We start from the raw sequence: 21844 nt of genomic DNA on the forward strand, positions 1-21844 counted from the left end.
TTGAGTTTGCGTGCTGCTCATTCTTTAATTGCGGATTAGATAATCGAATGCACCTAAGGCTGCATTAGCACCAGAACCCATAGAAATAATAATCTGCTTATACGGACTGTTTGTACAATCACCTGCAGCAAACACTCCAGGTACGTTCGTAGCGCCATGGCTATTTACAACGATCTCGCCGATGCGAGTGCGTTCGACCGTATCGCCTAACCAATCGGTATTGGGTACAAGTCCGATCTGAACAAACACACCCTGCAATTCAATATGCTGAACTGCTCCTGTGTCACGTTCAATGTAGGATATGCCATTAACCTTATCAGTACCCGTAATTTCTTTGGTTTGAACGTTCGTTAGAACCGTTACATTAGGCAGACTGTAAAGACGCTTTTGTAATACAGCATCAGCTTTAAGCTCCGGCATAAACTCAAGGACCGTTACATGGCTCACAATGCCTGCGAGATCAATCGCCGCCTCAATACCAGAGTTACCACCGCCAATAACCGCTACGTGCTTACCAGCAAACAAAGGACCGTCACAATGTGGGCAGTATGCTACACCTTTGTTCTTGAACTCTGCTTCGCCCGGTACTCCAACATTACGCCAACGAGCACCTGTTGAAAGGATTACGGCCTTACTCTTTAGAACAGCACCATTTTCGAGTTCAACTTCGATGAAGTCCTTTTTTGCCAAACTCTTGGCACGCTGTAATTTCATTACATCAATTCCATACTCTTTCACATGCTCTTCAAGACTTGCTGCAAGCTTAGGACCTTCGGTATATTTAACACTAATAAAGTTCTCAATACCCACGGTGTCCATGACCTGACCACCAAAACGATCAGCAACAATGCCTGTTCGAATGCCTTTACGCGCCGCATAGATCGCTGCACTTGCACCAGCTGGGCCTCCTCCAACGACAAGCACATCGTATGGGTCCTTATTAGCAAAATCGGAAGCATCGGGAGCATTACCCACCTTAGCAAGAATTTCCTCAAGCGTCATACGGCCACTACCGAAGAATTCACCATTTAGGTAAACAGATGGCACTGCCATAATGTTTTTGCTCTCTGCTTCTGCTTTAAACGCTGCGCCGTCGATCATAGTATGTGTAATGCCTGGATTGAGGATGCTCATTAAGTTCAGCGCCTGAACTACATCAGGACAGTTGTGGCAGCTCAAGCTAATGTAAGATTCAAAATGATATTCGCCGCTTAGGTTTTTAATCTGGGTAATAACGTTCTGTTCAACCTTTGGAGCTCTTCCGCTAACCTGCAGCAGAGCTAATACTAATGAAGTAAATTCGTGTCCCAGCGGAATACCCGCAAAAGTCACCCCAGTATCTTCGCCAACACGGTTCACACTAAAGCTCGGCGTTCTCGGCAATTTTGTTTTTTCTACCTTAATTCTGGACGACATGCTGGATATTTGCTCTACTAAGGCCAGCATATCCGTAGATACCGCATCAGACTCTGCGCTAACTTTGATTAGCACGTCGCCTTCCATAAGCTGAAGGTATTGGTTTAGTTGTGCCTTAATATCTGCGTCCAGTATCATTATTTCACACCCCTTAAATCTTTCCTACGAGATCAAGGCTTGGCTTAAGTGTTTCCGCACCTTCCTGCCATTTAGCTGGACAAACTTCACCCGGATTGTTGCGAACATATTGTGCTGCCTTAACCTTGCTAACAAGAATGCTTGCATCGCGGCCAATGCCACCAGCGTTAATTTCAACCGTTTGAATAACACCATCAGGATCGATGATAAAAGTTCCGCGATCGGCAGCACCCTCGGACTCGATCAACACATCGAAGTTACGGGAAATCGTGTGTGAAGGATCTCCTATCATAACGTAGGTGATTTTGCCGATAGTTTCTGAGCTGTCGTGCCATGCTTTATGTGTAAAATGAGTATCCGTGGAAACGGAATATACTTCAACCCCGAGTCCTTTTAGGGTCTCGTATTGATTTTGAAGATCCTCTAACTCGGTAGGGCAAACGAATGTAAAGTCTGCAGGATAGAAGCAAACTACACTCCACTTCCCTTTCAGATCGGCTTCTGTAACTTCGATAAACTTACCATTTTGATAAGCTGATGCTTTGAACGGTTTTACTTCAGTTCCAATGAGAGACATAATTCATTTCCTCCTAAATGTAGTTTGAGAATTATATAGCTCCTTAAGGAAATGCATACAGCAAATCTTTAGTTGTCTACAATAATTCTATTTATTTATAAAGAAATCATATCACTGACAGCCATTTGGATCATGAAGGAACCATGAAGACATGATGAAGCTTTGATGAAGATGATGGATTAATCAGGAATATAATTACTTCTTTCTCGCGCGGTCCTCTTGCCCCTGAGAAAAAGGCTACCGATCTTTGTCGGCAGCCTTTCATTTGGTTTTTTCAAGCATCCTCATTAAACTTCTCTAGACAAAAATGAGGGCAGCCCTCTGATATCAATTCATCAGGGCTACCCTCATAATGCTGTAAAAAAACTAATTTAGATCACTAACATTACTCAACCGTTACACTCTTAGCCAAGTTACGAGGCTTATCAACATCGTTGCCGCGGGCTAAGGAAGCGTAGTAAGACAATAACTGCAAAGGAATTACAGACAAAGCAGGGCTCAGAAGCTGCAGCGTCGCAGGAATAGTAAACAATCCGTCAACCGCTTTAACAAGCTCAGACTCGCCTTCCGCATTCACTCCATATACATGAGCGCCGCGCGCTTTTACTTCTTTAATATTGCTAATGGTTTTCTCAAGCAGATCCTCTTGAGTACCTAGTGCGATAACAGGCACTCCATCCTCGATCAAAGCCAACGTACCATGCTTCAGTTCGCCTGCTGCATATGCCTCAGAGTGAATGTAAGAAATTTCCTTTAATTTCAAAGAACCTTCCAGTGCTACGGCATAGTCCAAACCTCTTCCGATGAAGAACAGGTTGTTGTGTGCTGCTACTTCCTCAGCCCATTCCTTGATGCTGTCACCCTGCTCCAAAATTTGTTCCACTTTCTCAGGAAGCAGCTTCATTTCGGAGATAACGTTCGCAATGTAGCTCTCATCCTTCGTCCCCAATGTTTGAGCCAAATAAAGACCAAACAGATAGAACGCGATTAATTGAGAAGTGTACGCTTTGGTCGAAGCAACCGCAATCTCAGGACCTGCCCAAGTCACGATCACATGATCCGCTTCGCGGGCAACCGAACTTCCTACTACGTTAGTGATAGCAAGAACAGCAGCGCCGTTACGCTTAGCTTCACGAAGCGCTGCAAGAGTATCAGCCGTTTCACCGGATTGGCTCACGACGATAACAAGCGTATCTTTGTTAATGATCGGCTCGCGATAACGGTACTCGGAAGCAACATCCACTTCCACCGGGATTCTAGCCAGCTTCTCAATAACGCTTTTACCAACCAGACCTGCATGATAAGCTGTACCACATGCGATAATATGAACATTACGAATGGAACGAATTTGCTCTTCGGTCATTTTAGCTTCATCCAGAATAACCTTGGTTCCAGTAGAATCCAAACGGGCTCCCATTGTATCACGGTAAGCTTTCGGTTGATCATGAATTTCTTTCATCATAAAGTGATCAAATCCAGCTTTTTCCGCCGTAATAATGTCCCAATCGACATAAAATAATTCCCGGGAAATAAAATTCCCTTCCAAAGTCATTAATTCGACACCGTCTTTCGTCAAAACGGCCATTTCACCGTCATTCAAGATGTATACGTTACGTGTATAATCCAGAATCGCGGGAATATCCGAACCAATGAAATTCTCGCCTTCGCCAACGCCAATAATCAACGGGCTGGACAAACGAACAGCAACTAATTTATCAGGCTCATATTCGGTAAGCACACCTAAAGCAAATGCGCCGCTCATGCGTTTAACCGCTTGTTGAACTGCTTTTACTATGTCACCTTCATACAATTCTGCAATCAGATGTGAGATGACTTCCGTATCCGTTTCCGACACGAATACATGTCCTTTAGCCGTAAGCTCTTCTTTTAAAGCTACATAATTTTCAATGATTCCGTTATGAACAACAGAAAATTTATTCGTGTTGTCCGTGTGAGGATGGGAATTCACATCCGATGGCTTGCCATGAGTAGCCCAGCGAGTATGGCCGATTCCGATCGAACCGTTCAATGGAGTTTCTCCTAGCTTCGATTCCAAGTTTGCCAACCGGCCTTTCGATTTCTTTACCTCCAAGCCGTTTTCTGTAAATACGGCAACTCCAGCGGAATCATAACCGCGATACTCTAGCTTTTTCAAACCTTCAATTAATATATTTTGAGAATTACGTTTACCAACGTATCCAACAATACCGCACATAAGGGATAGAACCTCCTGATATTTAAAAACCTGTCTCGTCATTCCTCGTCATGCTGAACCCTTGTACGCCAAGTCACCCTAACGTTTTGCGTTCCAGCTTATCGGTAGTGATCGCCTACCGGAAGGTCCCCGCCGAATGTTTCGAACACCTTCACCTCGTCAACTTACAAACGGCCATCTGGCAATAGATCGTCCTGGTTCATACGCAATGAACTCTTATCTATGCAGATACCCTCATAAGTTCTGGCGCTGTTAATATTAGCAACCTCTACCCACCTTTCTCCATCTGAGTGAAAAGCATATTATCATCTTATTCATTTTGATGTGGATGTGCAACTTATATTTTCATGATGTTTTCATACGTCAGCTAAAAAATAGAAAATTCTCTAACGTATCACATCAGAGAATCTTCTATTAATCTATCTATTTAATGCTTAGCCTAGTTCCTTTTCAATAACATCAGCAATATCCTGCACGTAAGCCTCGACTTGTGCTTTGTCCGGGCCTTCTGCCATAACACGAATCAAAGATTCCGTTCCAGACGGTCTTACCAGCACGCGCCCGTTATCTCCGAGCTCTGTCTCTACTTTACGGATCGCTTCATCTATCGCAGCATTCTCTTTCCACTTGCTCTTGTCTGCTACACGAATGTTAACGAGCTTTTGTGGATATTTGCGCATAATACCTTTTAAATCGCTGAGTTTCTTGCCCGATTGAACCACTGTGTCCATTAACTGCAGTGCGGTTAAAATGCCGTCACCAGTTGTATTGTAATCAAGGAAAATCACGTGCCCGGACTGCTCTCCACCGAGATTATAGCCGCCCTTGCGCATCTCTTCCATCACGTAACGGTCACCAACGGCAGTTTTGGCAGCCTTCAAGCCTACCGACTCAATCCCTTTGAAAAAGCCGATATTGCTCATAACGGTCGTTACAATCGTACTGTGATTCAACTGTCCCGCCTGATTCAAAGCGTGCCCACAGATGCTCAAGATGAAGTCTCCATCGATTTCAGCGCCGTTCTCGTCTATCGCGATCAACCGGTCAGCGTCTCCGTCAAAAGCCAGGCCTAACACTGCTTTTTGTTCAACGACAACCTTCTGCAGCGTCTCAGGATGCGTAGATCCGCAATGGTCGTTAATGTTGCGCCCGTTCGGTTCCGCACCAATAGTAATGACTTCGGCTCCCAAGGCCTCGAATACTTTCGGTGCAAGCTCATAAGCGGATCCGTTTGCACAGTCCAATACGATTTTATGCCCTGTAAACGAAGATTTAACAGTCGACTTGATATAGTCCAAATATTGATATTTAGCTTGCTCATCGTCAATAGCCGTTCCAAGATCGCCACCTACTGGCCGCGGCAGCTCATCTACTGGAGCATCCATTAAACGCTCGATTTCTAGCTCCGTTTCATCCGAGAGCTTGTAACCGTCCCCAGCAAAAAACTTAATCCCATTATCCTCCACAGGATTGTGGGAAGCCGAGATCATAACACCGGCATCCGCCTTCAGCAAACGAGTCAAATAAGCCACAGCTGGCGTCGAAACAACGCCAATTCGAACGACATTCGCGCCTATGGACAATAGTCCCGCTACCAACGCCGCTTCAAGCATCGTTCCTGAAATACGGGTATCTCGCCCGATAATGACTTTCGGCTTTTCCACCTGTCCTGCCAATACATATCCGCCGCAGCGGCCAATCTTATATGCTAACTCGGGCGTTAGCTCCTGATTCGCAACGCCCCGTACACCATCAGTTCCAAAATATTTCCCCATAAATTTACTCTCTCCTTCTGCTCCCATGCTATGCTTTGTAACGAATTCTTATTGCTGTTTCGCGCTGATTTCCACTGTCGCTTTGAAATCCTGCTGAGGTCCTTTTTTAATGAACGTCGGCAAGTTAAACACGACTGGCAGTTCATGGCGGCCCGGAGGCAGGTTGCTAACATCCAGAATCGCCTGCACATCAGCTGCCTTTACTTTGTCTAATATAGCCTGTGCTCCCTCAGCGAGAAGATTAATCTTGCCGGATTCCGGTAAAACCACTTTTGTGTCAAAGCCGTCGTTCTGCCCGACGATAGATAGTGGGATCTGCTCCAGCGTCTTGGTAGCTGAAGGAACAATATTGATCTTAACCTCCACCTTAGCCGGGTCCAGCTGAGTCACTTTATTTCGTAAAGGGATATCCAGTGTGAGTGTATATTCCTTTTCTTCCTTCAATTCCCCTAGATTCACACTTGGTCCCTCATAATATTCCATACGGTTCAGTACGTCTTGGGGCCCATATACAGTCACCTTATCCGTATTTTGCTGAAGAGAAGCTACACTGAATCCCCGCGGCGGTTCTCCCACCAGCTTCAGCTGGAGCGGAACGCTCGTAAATGGACTCGTGATCGGAACCTCGACCTCAACTACGGCTGGATTGATAGTTGCCATTTCCATGATTTTACCATTTTTATCATAGGCAACAAGACGTGCCTTGCTGGATACTGGAGATTGAGCCTTCTCCACACTGACATCCGCCCTAACGGATTCAATGGAGTCCACATTGCCACTTGGCACAGTAACTGTGACTTTATTCGGCTTAACGATCGGTTGTCCTGCCTTAAGCCCTACGGCCGGGATTCCAGTCACATTGACTGTAACAGGCATCTGTTTGTTCGACTTCTCGTCAATGACGACCTTGGCACTGGAAGGGCTCACTTTCACCGTAACATTAGGCGGGAATCCGACTGGCGTTAGGGTCAGTATATGCTCACCCTTACCGTATTTTGTCAAGTCAAGCTCAACGGAATAATTGCTGGTGCTCAGCGCCTTTTTAAGCGCAGCATCCTTACCCGATATAGTTAATACTACTTGAGCAGGATCTATTGACTCCACATAAAACTGGTTGCTGTCGTATTTCGGCGTCACGGAAACGTTAGATATTTTCTCCTCTCTAACTCCAGTGCCTCCAGTACCTGAAAGCGTACTGTCCTCCATATGAACGACCGCCCACAGCAGAATACCAATGATTAATGCAATAACTTTCACCACATTCGTGTTGCGCAACCAACGATCCATCATTACCGCAGCCTCCATTTCCAAATGGAGCTTTTTTCCTTCGTCTTCGTCTTCGATTTAAGCTCCTCAAACAGCTTGGACAGCAGCGATTCTTCTTTAATATCCCGAAGGACATGGCCGTTCATGGCAAGGGAAACTTGTCCGGTTTCTTCCGAAACAATAACGCATATGGCATCGGATACTTCACTCATCCCAATAGCCGCGCGGTGACGTGTACCCAGCTCCTTGCTGATAAAAGGATTTTCAGATAGAGGCAAGTAACATCCTGCTGCCATCAACTGATTGCGTCTTATTAAGACTGCGCCGTCATGCAATGGGGTATTCGGAATAAAGATATTTATCAGCAGCTCTGAGCTGATATGCGATTCGATGGAAATGCCGGATTCTATGTAATCCTTTAAGCCGGTTTCCCGTTCAAAAACAATTAACGCCCCTATTTTTCTACGTGCTAAATAATTGACCGCTTTAATTACTTCACCGACCCGTCGGTTCAGCTCCTGATCATCCTCAGAGGCCGATCTACTGAACAGAGTGCCGCGGCCGAGCTGCTCCAACGCTTTGCGAAGCTCCGGCTGAAAAATAATAATCACCGCAAGGACCCCAAAGGTGAACATCTGGTTCATCATCCACTGAAGCGTACTCAGCTTAAACCAAATACTGAGCGCCCAGGTCAAGACGACGATAAAAATCCCTTGCAGCAGTTGGACAGCACGAGTTCCTCTGACCAATATAATTAAATTATATATGACATAGCTTACAATTAATATATCAACAATGTCTTTAATACTGATGGCAGTTATGAAATCCATTGCACTGGCCCCCAACTGGGATTTGGCTATATTTTGTCTCTAATCCCTTCATTTCATGATACCACAATATGAACAAAAAACCCTCCCCTTATCAAAGTCAATTAGGGAGGATTTTTGAAAAATGGTTCGTATGAACTACTTTGATTGTGATATGGTAGAAGCCCAGTCGTTCATTTTGTACCAAAGCCAGCTAAACGCTTGATCCACCTCAGTTATTTGACCGGAAATGTGAGCTGTAGAGGCCATTACGACAGAGCCGTCGATAATGACGATATTGCCCTTAATATCCCCATCCACCTGCAGCTTTCCGTTCTCCACCATCAAATTGCCGGCCACTGTCTTGCCTTCCGGAACGTATACCGTATCTCCTTTAATGACGACCGATTGAAGATCTGAGCCCTTCACCAAAAGCTCTGTATCCTCATTCCACAATGACATGAAGCTGCCCATCATCACGAGAACAAACACTGCCGCAACCGATGCGGCCGGATGACGGCGAACCCACTGCCACCAAGGATTTTTGCGTTTTTCTGGGGGTAAAGCTCGCATAATGCGTTCTGTTAGCCCGGATGGCACTCCTTGCTGTGGCCACGCTTGAATGAGCGCTTCGACCTTCTCAAGCTGCTTCAGGCGCTCTCGACAAGCCGGACAAGCAAGCAAGTGCTCTTTTAATGCTAAGGCTTCACTACCCTTCAATTCGCCATCCATATATTCGTGCATTAAAGGAAGGGCCTCACTGCAATTCATATTGAGCCACTCCTTTCTATGTCCATGAAAGCTTGTGTAGTACATTACGTATGACAATTCAATTTGTTTCAATAAAAATCACAAAATCGTTTCTAATTTTTTACGTAAATATTCCCTGCCGCGGTGTAACCTCGTCTTAATAGTCGTCACTGGCATGGACAGAACATCACTTATCTCCTGCAGCGACAAATCCTGCAAATAACGCAAAATAACGACCGCTTTGTATTTTTCCGGCAGCGTGTCGATGGACTTGCGGATTTCGGTCTGTGTTTCGCTCAACACGACCTGTTCATCCGGCGTTTCTTCGTTACTTGGGAGCATTGCGTACCAATCCGTACCTTCTCCATCATTCATTTCCGCATCCAGTGAATAAGTGGCTTTTCGCTTACGCAGACGATCTATACAAAGGTTTGTACCGATTCGGTAAATCCAAGTAGAAAATTTTTGATTTTCATCATAGCGTTCCAGGTTCGTATACACTCTTAAAAAGGTTTCTTGAACAATTTCCTCCGCCTCATGCCGGTTGTGCAGCATCCGGTTAGCGAGGTGAAAGATTTTGTCCTTATACAGCTCCACCAGCTCGGCAAAGGCAACCCGATCTCCTTTGCGGGCTAACTTGGCGAGCCTAACATCCATTTCGTTCAAACGACATTCCTCCAGACTTCCGATTCCGATTTGAAGTTCTCGCGTCGAAACCGTTAGGACACTTCCCGCTTACTCACGTGAACGATTCCTGCCAATATGAAAATCATACCAAATCACTGCACTCCATGTACAGTTTTTCCAAAAAACAGTAAAGAAACCCGCTCAGCGGCATCTTTATTTCCCCGATAACCGGATTCTGTTCCTGGTATGCCTATCATAAAGTCCGCATTGGAATGAACTGACCTTATACCTTATTTCCTACGGATGAAGATCAATCCCGTTTCACAAATACATCCCCAAAAAGTGAAGCATTTCTTAGAAGCTTTTTCCGATTACTTGGGGTGCTTCGATTATCAAACAGGACATTGCTGCGTAATAGCTGCTTAAGAAAAAAAGCCGGGCAGCCTAATGAGGCCACCCGACTATATAACCCGGTGCTAAAGCTTGGAATTTCCGGATACCGCATCCATCAGCCCGTATTCCGAAGCCCTGCAGCAATGCCATTAATCGTCAAGAGCACTTCGCGAAGCAGCAAGGTATCATCTTCACTTTGTTCTCTTTGTGCCCTAAGCTCGGACAACAGTTGAACCTGCATATAGCTAAGCGGATCAACATAAGGGTTGCGCAAACGGATTGATTCTTGAATGACCGGAACGTTATCCAAAATCTCTTGTTGGCCCGTAATGCTCAAGATCAACGCCGAAGTGCGATCATATTCTTCACTGATTAAATTGAAAATACGATCAGCGATCGCCGTATCTTTAATCATGCTTCCGTATTCTTTGGCAATCAACAAGTCTGCTTTAGCTAAAGCCATTTGCAAATTGTCGATCAATGAGCGGAAGAACGACCAATTCTGGTACATATCCTGAAGTACAGCGAGATTCTCTTCTTTACCTTGGTAGTAGCTGTGAAGTCCGCTGCCCGCTGCATACCAGGCCGGTAGCAGGTAACGGCTTTGCGTCCAAGCAAATACCCAAGGAATAGCACGAAGATCTTCGAATTTGTCGCTTCCTTTACGCTTCGACGGTCTGGAGCCAATATTAAGCTCACCAACCTCCGGTAGCGGTGTAGACTCTTTAAAGAAGGTCATGAAATCTGGATCACGGAAAATCAAATCCTGGTACTTCGTTTGTGCATTCTCCGAAATATCTCTCATAATGTCTTCCCATTGAGGATCGGTTACTTCCGCTTGCGGATTACGAGCGTTTAGCGCAGCAGTGATCAGAGCTGATGTAGCTTGCTCCAAGCTGCGATAAGCGATCCCTTTCATGGAATAACGGGAAGACAAGACTTCGCCCTGCTCCGTAATTTTGATTCCGCCGCCGATCGTGTCAGCCGGTTGTGCCAAAATACTGCGGTTCAGAGGCATTCCACCACGACCCAATGCGCCGCCGCGACCATGGAAGAACTTGAGCTTAACACCAAATTCCTTAGCTGCCTCGGTAATGCTGCGAAGAGCAACCCGAAGCTCCCAGTTCGCTGTGATTACGCCCCCGTCTTTGTTACTGTCGGAGTAACCCAGCATGATTTCCTGCAAATGATTCGTGCTATTCAAGCTATTACGATAAGCCGGAATTTTGTACAACGTACGCATAATATCCGGAGCCTCATGAAGGTCGTCAATAGTCTCAAACAACGGCACGGACTGCAAAGTACAGATAACCGAACCGTCCTTCTCTTGGCGATACAAGCCCGCTTCTTTTCCGAACACGAGCACTTCCAAAAGATCGCTTGCTCCCTGCGTCATACTGATCAGGTAGCTGGAGATACAGTTGCGTCCGAACTCCTGTTGGGCTTGTTTAATAATCCGGTACACATTCAGGCATTCCAACGTGGATTCCGAATAATCCATATAAGGGGAAGTGATCGGACGCTGCTCGTTCAACAAGTCGCTCAACAAGCTGATTTTATCATTCTCACTAAGCTCTGCATAATTTGGGCAGATGCTCATTTTAGCCAAAATTTCCGTCATTGCCGCTTCGTGCTCTTTACTATGCTGTCTTACGTCCAGCGAAGCCAGATGGAATCCGAACAGCTCTACTTGGCGAATCAGCTTCTCTACGTATTCATCCGCAATAAAATCCGCATAATGATTACGTAAGCTGCGCTCAATGATTTTCAGATCCGTCAGGAACTCTTCAGGATTATTGTATTTTTGAGCCGGGCTAGCATTGGAATCTGCCGCACGAAGGATCTTCTCGATCATATAAGTTACCTTGATACGATACGGTTCTTTCTCATTGCGCCATACTTCATTGGAACGAAGTTCCACTTGTTGACGATCCTGCTCAACGGAATCCAGCAGCTCTTGCGTTACATCTACGATATTTTTGCTGAAGCTCATATGCTTCTTGAAATTTTGCAGCAGCTCGGCATATTTCTCAAGCGCCAGCTCGCGCTGCATCGTCAGCGTCTCCCAAGTTACATCGGAGGTTACGGACGGATTGCCGTCACGGTCGCCACCAATCCAGGAGCCGAACTTCATGTACACCGGTACATGCCAATCTTCTTCCGGATAATATTTGGCAAGAACCCGCTCCAGCTCCTGATACACATCAGGAAGCACGTCAAACAAGGTTTCGTCAAAATAATACATCCCGTTGCGAACTTCGTCGATAACCGTCGGTTTACGGTCTCTAAGCTCGTCAGTTTGCCATAAGGTTACGACTTCGCCAAGCAGGTTGGCTCTCAGCTGCTCACGCTCGCGGAATGTCAGGCTAGGGTTATCAAGCTCCATAACATCATTAGCGATACGTTGATGAATATCCAGAACAACACGACGGCTCGCTTCTGTAGGATGTGCTGTCATAACCAATTCCAGAGAAATTCCTTGAATGATCTCTTGAACCTCTGTTGCAGGAATTTGCTGCTGTTTCAAATCACGCACTACATCTTCAATAGAACCTGGCTGGACATTTTCACCCGCAGAACGCTCATAATCTCTTTTTCGGCGAATACGGTGGTTTTGCTCCGCAATATTAACAAGTTGAAAATAAATAGCGAATGCACGAATAACCTGATGTCTCTTCTCAGGTGCCAAAGAATTTATAGTCTCTTTAAATTCAGCAAAGCTTTCAGGAGAAAATTGGGCCCGAAGGTTCTTACTCATCTCTCTGATCTGCTCTACGATGGCTAATAATTCGTTACCGCCTTGATGAACCAGCACTTCTCCCAGGATATGCCCCAAGAATCTTACATCTCTACGCAGTAGGTTGTTCGACGTATTTTTGTTTAACAAGCTGCCTGAATCCGACATGGTTCTCCTCCATCCTCATCTTGGTCATACTGCATATTTTAACACAATACCGCGCTACCATGCAGTAACTTTATAAAGGAAATGTTAGATTTTCTTACTTTCTCATCGAAAAGGATCCTTTAATTGCTATTATGCCTCTTATCTGGTTGCTCTGCAAAACCTATCATTTCCAGTCATGAGGGAAAATCCCTATCAAGGATTGGTCTCCTCTCACCAATAGGAACTTCTCTTCACTTATAGCAAAAAAAGACCTCCAAGGGTCTTTTGACATTAAGCTTTCTTACTATTATATAACCAAATATCATTCCATGAAACGCTGTTGAAGCTTATTCCCTCTATTTTTTTGACAGCTTCGCATGTACTGCAAGCCTTCCCGCTTCGGGATCCATGGTACTATCGCAAGTCGAGAGCGTAAGAATAGGACTATCCGCAGTTAATACCGTTTCCATAGTAAACAATGAACGTTCGCTTATCGCCTGCAAAAAGGACTCATATTCTTCCTTCCCGCTGAAATCCGTCTGGATATAATCGTCATCTGTCGTCGTATAATATACGGAGAAAATCTCTGCGACATAGTCGCCATGTAAGGTTTCATATGAAAAAGAGGGATGGGATTGTAAAAAAGCAGGTTCAGTATATCGCTTTAACTGACCGAACATGGAACCATCATGCATATTATGTCCGTAAATTACCGTGTTTAAGCTTGGCTCTATCTCCTTGTTCCGATAGTCCATGAAAATACTACCCGACTTCATTTCCTGCTGCTTATAATTTCGATATAAGTAGTACTCATTGTCCTGCCCTTGTACGATGGGGTAATCAATGAGAGTATCAGGAAGCCGCATCCAGCCCACCAGATCCGGACTTACCTTCAACAGCTTCTTGAATCGCGGTTGTACCTCATCCTTCGGGATATCTACTTGTTCTTGTTGTTCACTTGAGCTGTAAATAGCCTGAGCTTCAGCCATCACCTGTCGGCTTGCAGCATACTCGAATACGAGATGGTACACAGCATAAGTGATCCCAAGCATACTAAGCGCGATCAACCCTATTCGATAGCAGCTTCTCCAGTTCATGAAATACCTACAGGCACCAAGTAGAACCCGGTATCCTTCTCATTTCTGACAAGAACATCGACACCATAAATGGCTTTGACCGCCGCTTCCGTGATAACAGCATGAGGCTCACCCTTCATGGCGATTTCCCCATTTTTCATAACTATTAATTGATCGCTATAACGAATGGCTTGATTAATGTCATGCAACACCATCAATATGGTCAGTCCGAAGCTCTCATTTAGCATTTTTATTAATTCAAGCAGTTCAATCTGGTAATATATGTCAAGATAGGTCGTAGGTTCGTCTAGAAACAATATATTCGTCTTTTGAGCTAGCGCCATAGAAATCCATACTCGCTGCCTCTCACCGCCAGATAATTGATCTATGGTCAAATTTCTTTTAGACAATAAATTCGTGCATGACAATGCCCATTCTATCGCTTCTTCGTCCTCCTCGCTCGACTGAGCGAAAAAGCTTTGGTGAGGCAATCGGCCAAATCTCGTCAGCTTCTCAACCGTTAAATCCGCAGGCGCCTCATTTTGTTGATGGACGACAGCCAGCTTTCTTGCGAGCTCCTTCGGCTTATATCCGCTTAACAGCTTCCCGTCGAGAACAATTTGCCCGCTCTGTGGAGCAAAGTTTTGGGACATCACACCGAGCAGTGTCGATTTGCCGCAGCCGTTCGGACCGATGATCGTCGTGATCTTTCCCATTTCTATTTCTCCGGTTACCGATTTCAGCTGATTGTTCTTCTTGTCATAGGAAAAGGTGACGTCCTTAATTTCCATAGATTCGATCACTCTTTCTAAGCAAAAATATTAAAAAAGGGCCCCCGATGACCGTCATAATTATCGATGCCGGGATCTCCGTAGGCGCGAGCAGTGTTCTTCCCAGCGTATCGGCACTCAAAATGAGCAATGCTCCTGCTAGAGCTGAGAAGGGAATCAGCACTTTATGATCCGATCCTACCAGCAGACGGGCTATATGAGGAATCAGCAATCCCACGAAAGCGATGAGTCCACCAATTGCCGTAGCCACTGCTGCCAACAGAACGGCAACAATCGATACGAATAGACGGGCGCGATTTACATGAAGCCCTAAATTTTTAGCCGATTTATCCTGCAGTGATAAGAGGTTGCACCACGAATACAGCAAGAAAGCCAGCAGCAGCCCTATAGTTCCATAAATGACCATGACCTGTACGTCATTCCATGTTTTCATAGTAAACACCGAGGTCGTAACGGGATTGACTGTAGTGACAGCATAGCTCCCCCGATAACTAAATGATTGTCCTAGTCCGCTAAACGTCGCATTGATGGCAATCCCCACGACAATAATACGAATCGGACTGAGTCCGCCTTTCCATGAGAACGTGTATACGAGGAAGCAGGCCAACGCACCGCCTAGAAAAGCAAACAACGGCATCCAATAGAACAACGCCGGAAATAATGTCACCGTTAATATCGAAATAAAGCCCGCTCCAGAGGCGATACCAATCACCCCGGCGTCAGCCAAGGAGCTTCTCATAACTGCTTGCAGCAGCACCCCCGACACAGCTAGTGCAGCTCCGACAAATGACGCAATGATGATTCGGGGCATACGCAGATCTTTAATGACCTGTACTTTTTTGTTCGTTCCTGTAATTAAGCCTTGGACAAGCTCCCAGCTGCCCACCTTAATGCTTCCTGTCGTTGCCGAAATAATAATGACCACTATAAGCAGCAGGACGACACTAATGATACTTATCATTGTTTTATTCATGGATAACGCCCTTTTTTATTTATGGTTGAAATCATCCACCGATGAATGGCCTTATGGATACATCATTTTTTTAACGACGTCCAATGCTTCTATCGCATCCAGACTTCCTGTTGTTCCGAACAAACGTTCCTCAAGATCATAAACCCGATTGTTTTTCACAGCGTCAAAATGCTTCCAAATATCGTTCTTCTGAAATTCCTTATCAAACATTTTGATGACCTCATCCGGCATGCCGTGGGCAGCCCTCAGAATAATATCAGGATTGGATTGCTGCAAATACTCGGTATTGGAGGCCAAATATTCAACCGATTCTCCCTGCACAATATTTTTCCCTCCAGCCAGCTTCACCAGATTGCCGATATAGGAATTCTCCGTTGCTACTAAATAACTTCCGGGTACACCGAGTAGAATAAGCACCGTTGGAGCCTTTTTCCCTTCTGTCGATTTCTGAATTTCGGCAATTTTCTCCTTGTATTTGTTCACAATAGCCTGTGCCTGCTTCTCCCGATCATACTTGCTTCCCAGCTTCAAAATGGCTTCGTTCATTTGTTCCACACTGGTCAAGTTCAGAAACGTAGCCTCTACCCCTGCATTTTTGAAAACGGGAGCGAGATCATACTCCAACGTTGTCACAGATAGCACATCCGTCGGCTGTAATGACTTCACCAATTCCATATCCGGGCTCATCGGATTGCCTACCTCGACAACTCCTGCATATCGCTTCGGAAGCTCCTTGTAGCTTTTGGGAATGCCCACCAAATCGAGTTCCAAGGCATCCATAATTTGAGTTGCCGCAACCGTAGTGGATATGATCCGCTTTCCATCGGAGCTATCTCCCTCAGAAGCGGTTGCGTTCGTACTGGAAGAGCATCCTATGACCATAAAAAGTAAAGCAATCACTGCTGCCAAACTGATTCCTCTTTGCATGAAGCTCTGCTCGCCTCCCCCTAAAAGATAGGGAGGACGCCGGTCGCCCGGCATCCTCGTCATCCTATTGTTGCTTTATTGCATCATTATTTTTTTACATTGTTCAGCATAGCCAGGATCAACGTTACGGCTTCCGCACGAGTTGCACTTGCATTCGGTGCAAAACGATTATTCTCTCTTCCGTTAATCATCCCGAGCTCCACTGCTGCAGTGACTTGAGCACGAGCCCACTGAGGAATTTCTTCCGCATCGGCGAATGGAAGTACCGCTTTGGAATCATCTGATAATTTTAATGCACGAGTGATAATGACCGCGATTTCCGAGCGGGTAATTTTACGATCAGCACGGAATGTCTGATCTTCATAGCTGCTGATAATACCTTGGTTAACAGCCTGTGCAACAGTCGGTTTTACCCAAGCCGGAATGCGGTCCGCGTCGGCAAAATTCAATTCACTCTTTTGACCTTCCAGTTTGAGTGCACGGCCGATCATTGCCGTAAATTCTGCTCTGCTTACCTCACTATCCGGATGGAACGTACCGTCTTCGTAGCCATTCACAATCCCAAGAGACACAGCACGTTCAATTAACGTTTTGGCCCAGTGATCTTGAATATCCTTCAATCCGTTTGTTGATTCCGTTGGAGCTGTCGGCTGTTCTGTTGAATCTGTTGGCTGCTCCGCAGTCTCTTCACCTGTTTTTTTACCAAGAGCATCAATATCAAACATAATGTCTACATCAATAAGCTCTTTTTTCACCGGTGGCAGTGTATTAATGTAACCATCTTCGTCTTCAGATTGATTTTGCTTCGCTTGAGCCTGAGCTTCCGCTTGTTTGGCTGCAGCTTCTTCATCAATCTCCGACATTTCCACTTGCGCATGGAGAGCCTTGGTGAAGTCTTTCATGTCAAATTTAACCACACGTTGATTTGCTTCTTCGTTCGTGCTCGCTACCGTTGCGGATTCCATAATAATTTCTTTTTTGGCTGCCTCGTATTCCGTAGCTTCAATCATTTTTTCCTTTTCCACTTTAAAATCAGTCATTTTGGAATGATTATTAAGGGTAAGGGCTACTTGACGTTTCCCGTCTTTTACAATCAGCTTGCCGGGATGGGAGATATACTCATTCACGGCAGATTCCAGATTGTTTCTGTACTGGAGTACTTTGAACTCAAGATCGTATTCTCCGTCTTTTAGCGAAGCAACCACGGAGCCGCCTCCGCCCAATGTCGTCGAAGCACTAACCTTTTTGGCGCTCGATTTATCGAACGTAATATCAATGTCGTAGTTGTGGAAATAATTGAACTCCTTCCAATCGACCTTTACCCAGCCTTTTAGACGGGAGGATAAGTCAGCAACCTCGAATTGAACGTCTCTGGTGTTCTTCGCTTCATCCCGGTTAAGAACTTCTGTATCCGTCAAGCTGCCGCCTACCTCTGTCTTGAAGTCGGTAATTTCTTTGCTTTGCTTGAGCGTGAAGGAGAAGTACTGCTTGCCGCCCTCCACTGTCAAAATACCAGGAGTGATCACATAATCCTGCATTACCGATCTCTCATCGGTGCCGTACTTTTTAATCGAATAATTCATTGTGTATTTTCCATCGGCCAGAGCGTTAGGGTTCGTTACGACGCCTCCGCCACTACCTCCGCTGGAGCCTCCTCCAGTGTTACCTCCGGTATTCCCTCCACTACTTGGAGGATTCGAAGTATCCACGGTACCAGTAGGGCTCACCTTGTTAAGGCTAAGCTTAAACGTATGTGCTGATCCATCGCCTGCTTTTAGGTCGATAAGATACACACCGTTTACATCACTGACTTCAAATTGAACTTCTTTCGTGCTGCTATCACTAGCAAGTACTCTTACGATTCCTGCTTGTTTTGCCGCATATTGCGGTACAACATCCTGCTTCGAGCCATCGCTGAAGAGCTGTTGAATTTTGGTTACGGTAGCTCCGTTTTTCAGCTTTAATGTAGCAAGTTTTTTGCCGGATTGAACCTTCAACGCACCTGTCGGTTCTGCATAGGCATTAAAGTCGGCACCCGCTTCTAAGGAGGAGGCTGTATAGCTGAAGCTGTATTGACCGTCCGGAATTGCTTTACTCAAATCAACGGTGAAGTCGCTAAATGCAAGATCCACATCGTACTCATGATCGTAAACACCGATAGGCTCCGGCAATACCCAATAGATTTTCACCCAGCCATCCAGCTTGGTAGTCAGATCGCTGACTTCAAATTCTACTACTCTGGTGTTTGCTGCTGTATCCCTGCTTACCGTTTTGACTTCTTCAAGAGAACCATTTTGCTTCGTCTTGAAGTAGACAATTTCAGCACTTTTGTTCAGCTTAAACGAGACGTACTTCTTACCGTCTTTAACCCTTACTTTTCCACTGTCCTTATCGACATAATCCATCATAACGGATGGCTCTTCTGTACCTTTTTTGAAAATTGCGAATTTGGAGCTGTACTCTCCATCCGGCCACGTACCTGATCCAGTATTGGAGATGACGGAAGCCGTAAATGCTGTTAATGCGCTATGTAAATCAGCAACGGCTTTATCCGTTTGCAGTTGTGTTGCTGCGGCATCATTTGCTACCGCTCTTGCCTGGTTGATCGCAGCTTGCAGCGTGCTTTTCGAACCGGCAGGATATTGACCATTAGCACTGCCTTCTACAGCTGCATCATGCTTGGCTTGCGCATCCGTCAGAAGCGTGTTCAAAGCAGCCTTATTTACGGAAGGACCTGGATTTCCCGGCAAGTTGCTGAAGCCGATTTGGACATCATATTCATGATCATAAATGCCTATTGGAGCTGGCAATACCCAATAAATTTTGACCCATCCATCGAGTTTCGCGTTCAGATCGTTGACTTCAAATTGCACGACTCTTGTATTGGCAGCCTTGTCGGTGCTAACCGTTGTTGTCTCAACAAGGGCTCCGTTCTGTTTGGTCTTGAAGGACAAAATTTCGGCGCTTTGATTCAGCTTGAAGGAGACCATCTTCTTGCCGCCTTGCACCGTCAATTTCCCGCTGCTTTTATCGACATAATCATACATAACAGAAGGTTCCTCAGAATCTTTTTTGTAGATAGTAAACCCGATATCATAGCTTCCGTCAGGTATTTCACCTGACCCCGAACCTGGGTTCGTTATGACTGAACCTGTGAACACCGTTAAAGCAGCCTGCAACTCAGCAACCGCTTGATCCACCTGCGTTTGTGTGGCGATCACATTGCCCGCTACCGTTTTGGCTTGTTGTATAGCTGTCAGCAGCGTGCTCTTCGAGCCTGTAGGGTATTGACCGATGGCAGTCCCTTCTACAGCCGCATCGTGTTTCGCTTGGGCATCAGCTATGAGCGTGTTCAAAGCCGATTTTGTTCCAACGTCAAGTTTCAGCCGAATATCATGATCCATCTCGTAAGGAGTCCCATTGGGCATCATTGTCGAGATATGTACTCTGGCTTTCAGCAATTGCGTCAAATCGTACACCGGGAATTCAACGACTCTCGTATTGGTTGCTGTGTCCGTACTAATCGTCGTAGCTTCCACGAGCGTGCCGTTTTGCTCCACTTTAAAGCTAGGAATCGTCGAGCTATCCTTGATTACAAACGACACCAGCTTTTCACCCTGCTGTATTTTCAGCTTACCCGGCTTTCCAAAATATTTCTCCATAGTAGATGCCTTATCTTGGGTAGCATGCAGAGTTGAATAACTCAAATCATATTCAACCGAAACAATGACCGAGCCCGTGAATGCCGTCAAAGCAGTCTGCAAATTGGTAATCGCCTGATCCACCTGCGCTTGGGTTGCGACCACATTGTCCAATACCGTCTTCGCTTGGCGAATAGCTTCCAATAAGATGCCCTTGGAACCTGCAGGATATTGCCCGTTAGCAGTTCCTTCTACAGTTGCATCATGCTTCGCTTGCGCATTTGCAATCAATGTGTTGAGAGCAGTCTTGATTCCTGCATCAAACCTCAAACGGATATCATGATCCATTTCATATGAACTTCCGTTCGCGACGGTTGAAATATGTACTCTGGCTTTCAGCAGCTGTGTTAAATCATTCACCGGGAACTCGACAACTCTTTTATTATCGGCTTTATTGGTGCTGACAACCGTGGTTTCAACCAATGTGCCGTTTTGCTCCACTTTAAAGCTAGTAATCAACGAGCTGCTAGTGATGGTGAACGACATGAACCTTTGGCCTTGCCGTATTTTCAATTTGCCCGGCTTGCCAAAATATTTCTCCATAGTAGATGCCTTATCTTCGGTAGCATGCAGCGAAGTATAGTTCATATCGTATTCCAAAGCTACAGGATCAAAACCGATTTGCACTTCATATTCATGATCATACAAACCAATTGGCGGAGGAAGCATCCAGTAGATTTTGACCCAGCCATTCAATCTTGCTGACAAATCATCCACTTCAAAACGGACGACCCGGGTGTTAGCCGTTGCGTCACTGCTGACGGTCGTTGTTTCAACCAATGCGCCATTTTTCTCCGTTTTAAAGGAAAGAATCTCGGCATTTTGCTTCAAGGTAAAAGACACATACTTCTTCCCGCCTTGAACCGTTAATTTCCCGCTATTTCTGTCAACATAATCATACATCATGGATGGCTCGTTGGAGTTTTTCTTATAGATGGTGTAGCCAATCTTATACTCTCCATCAGGCAATTCCGATCCAGGATTGCTCGTATCCCCTGCCGGCAATACCGTTAGCGCAGTAGATACATCTTGGAACAGCAAGCTTTTGCCTTGCCCGTTCACAATAGAAATTTGGCTTGCTGCTACGCTGGCAGCTGTTGCTTGGGATACCGCTTTAGGTTTAAAAGTCAGCTTCACAAGGCTGCTATCCGCTGCAGAAATGCTCACCGGCTGACTGCTGTTAGTAAGGCTTGTTGTAACAACAACTTGGCCTGCAGAAACACTCGACGTATCCGCTGCCAATTGCAGTTTGTTGTTCACTGCAGCAGCCGAAACATATTCCAATAACGCCGGATTGAAGGTTATTACCGCATGACTACCGTATACCTGCTGATATACGCTTTGAGTAACTCCGCTCACGGCAAGCGTGAAGTCCGTTGTATTCCCTGGATAAACCGAATTGGATTCGGTCGTTAGTTTCGCTATCTGACTGTCTGCTGCCAGGCTTACAGGAACCTGTATCGTAGACAACAGTACAAACAGCATCAGAAGCGCCGAGACGACTTTTCTAAATTGCCTATTCAAAATCA

Annotated in this window: 14 protein-coding genes; all 14 read right to left on the reverse strand. The window is 45.5% G+C overall.

Annotation, left to right across the window (positions count from 1 at the left end):
- Window positions 1-24: 24 nt before the first annotated feature.
- Window positions 25-1554: an alkyl hydroperoxide reductase subunit F gene (gene ahpF, locus QMA13_RS33650; RefSeq protein WP_282937965.1), complete on the reverse strand. Its 1530-nt coding sequence runs from the start codon at window positions 1552-1554 to the stop codon at window positions 25-27.
- 13 nt (window positions 1555-1567) lie between these two features.
- Window positions 1568-2131 (reverse strand): alkyl hydroperoxide reductase subunit C, encoded by a 564-nt coding sequence (gene ahpC / locus QMA13_RS33655; protein ID WP_282937966.1) that lies wholly within the window; start codon window positions 2129-2131, stop codon window positions 1568-1570.
- 385 nt (window positions 2132-2516) lie between these two features.
- Window positions 2517-4346, reverse strand: a complete 1830-nt coding sequence (gene glmS, locus QMA13_RS33660) for a glutamine--fructose-6-phosphate transaminase (isomerizing) (RefSeq protein WP_282937967.1) — start codon at window positions 4344-4346, stop codon at window positions 2517-2519.
- A 434-nt stretch (window positions 4347-4780) separates the two neighbouring features.
- Window positions 4781-6121, reverse strand: a complete 1341-nt coding sequence (gene glmM, locus QMA13_RS33665) for a phosphoglucosamine mutase (RefSeq protein WP_282937968.1) — start codon at window positions 6119-6121, stop codon at window positions 4781-4783.
- A 48-nt stretch (window positions 6122-6169) separates the two neighbouring features.
- A complete protein-coding gene (locus tag QMA13_RS33670) occupies window positions 6170-7411 on the reverse strand; it encodes a CdaR family protein (protein ID WP_282937969.1) in 1242 nt (413 codons plus the stop codon).
- Window positions 7411-8217 carry a diadenylate cyclase CdaA gene (gene cdaA, locus QMA13_RS33675; RefSeq protein ID WP_282937970.1) on the reverse strand — a complete coding sequence of 269 codons (807 nt, stop codon included), beginning with the start codon at window positions 8215-8217 and terminating at the stop codon, window positions 7411-7413. Before cdaA ends, QMA13_RS33670 begins: the two co-directional genes overlap by 1 nt.
- A 135-nt stretch (window positions 8218-8352) precedes the next feature.
- Entirely contained in the window at window positions 8353-8964 is a 612-nt protein-coding gene (locus tag QMA13_RS33680; RefSeq protein WP_282937971.1) for a zf-HC2 domain-containing protein, read from the reverse strand.
- A gap of 78 nt (window positions 8965-9042) precedes the next feature.
- Window positions 9043-9609: an RNA polymerase sigma factor SigW gene (gene sigW / locus QMA13_RS33685; protein WP_282937972.1), complete on the reverse strand. Its 567-nt coding sequence runs from the start codon at window positions 9607-9609 to the stop codon at window positions 9043-9045.
- Window positions 9610-10078: 469 nt separating this feature from the next.
- Complete coding sequence (gene ppc, locus QMA13_RS33690) at window positions 10079-12868, reverse strand: phosphoenolpyruvate carboxylase (RefSeq protein WP_282937973.1); 2790 nt, start codon at window positions 12866-12868, stop codon at window positions 10079-10081.
- Window positions 12869-13203: 335 nt separating this feature from the next.
- Entirely contained in the window at window positions 13204-13944 is a 741-nt protein-coding gene (gene srtB / locus QMA13_RS33695) for a class B sortase (protein WP_282937974.1), read from the reverse strand.
- Window positions 13941-14714: an ABC transporter ATP-binding protein gene (locus QMA13_RS33700; RefSeq protein WP_282937975.1), complete on the reverse strand. Its 774-nt coding sequence runs from the start codon at window positions 14712-14714 to the stop codon at window positions 13941-13943. Before QMA13_RS33700 ends, srtB begins: the two co-directional genes overlap by 4 nt.
- Window positions 14704-15687: a FecCD family ABC transporter permease gene (locus QMA13_RS33705; RefSeq protein WP_282937976.1), complete on the reverse strand. Its 984-nt coding sequence runs from the start codon at window positions 15685-15687 to the stop codon at window positions 14704-14706. The genes QMA13_RS33700 and QMA13_RS33705 overlap by 11 nt, the downstream gene beginning before the upstream one ends.
- 51 nt (window positions 15688-15738) lie before the next feature.
- Window positions 15739-16614, reverse strand: a complete 876-nt coding sequence (isdE, locus tag QMA13_RS33710) for a heme ABC transporter substrate-binding protein IsdE (protein WP_282943676.1) — start codon at window positions 16612-16614, stop codon at window positions 15739-15741.
- An 86-nt stretch (window positions 16615-16700) separates the two neighbouring features.
- On the reverse strand, window positions 16701-21839 hold the full coding sequence (locus QMA13_RS33715; RefSeq protein ID WP_282937977.1) for an NEAT domain-containing protein: 5139 nt from the start codon (window positions 21837-21839) through the stop codon (window positions 16701-16703).
- Window positions 21840-21844 lie beyond the last annotated feature (5 nt).

This window comes from Paenibacillus sp. RC67, assembly GCF_030020805.1.
GTDB lineage: Bacteria > Bacillota > Bacilli > Paenibacillales > NBRC-103111 > Paenibacillus_S.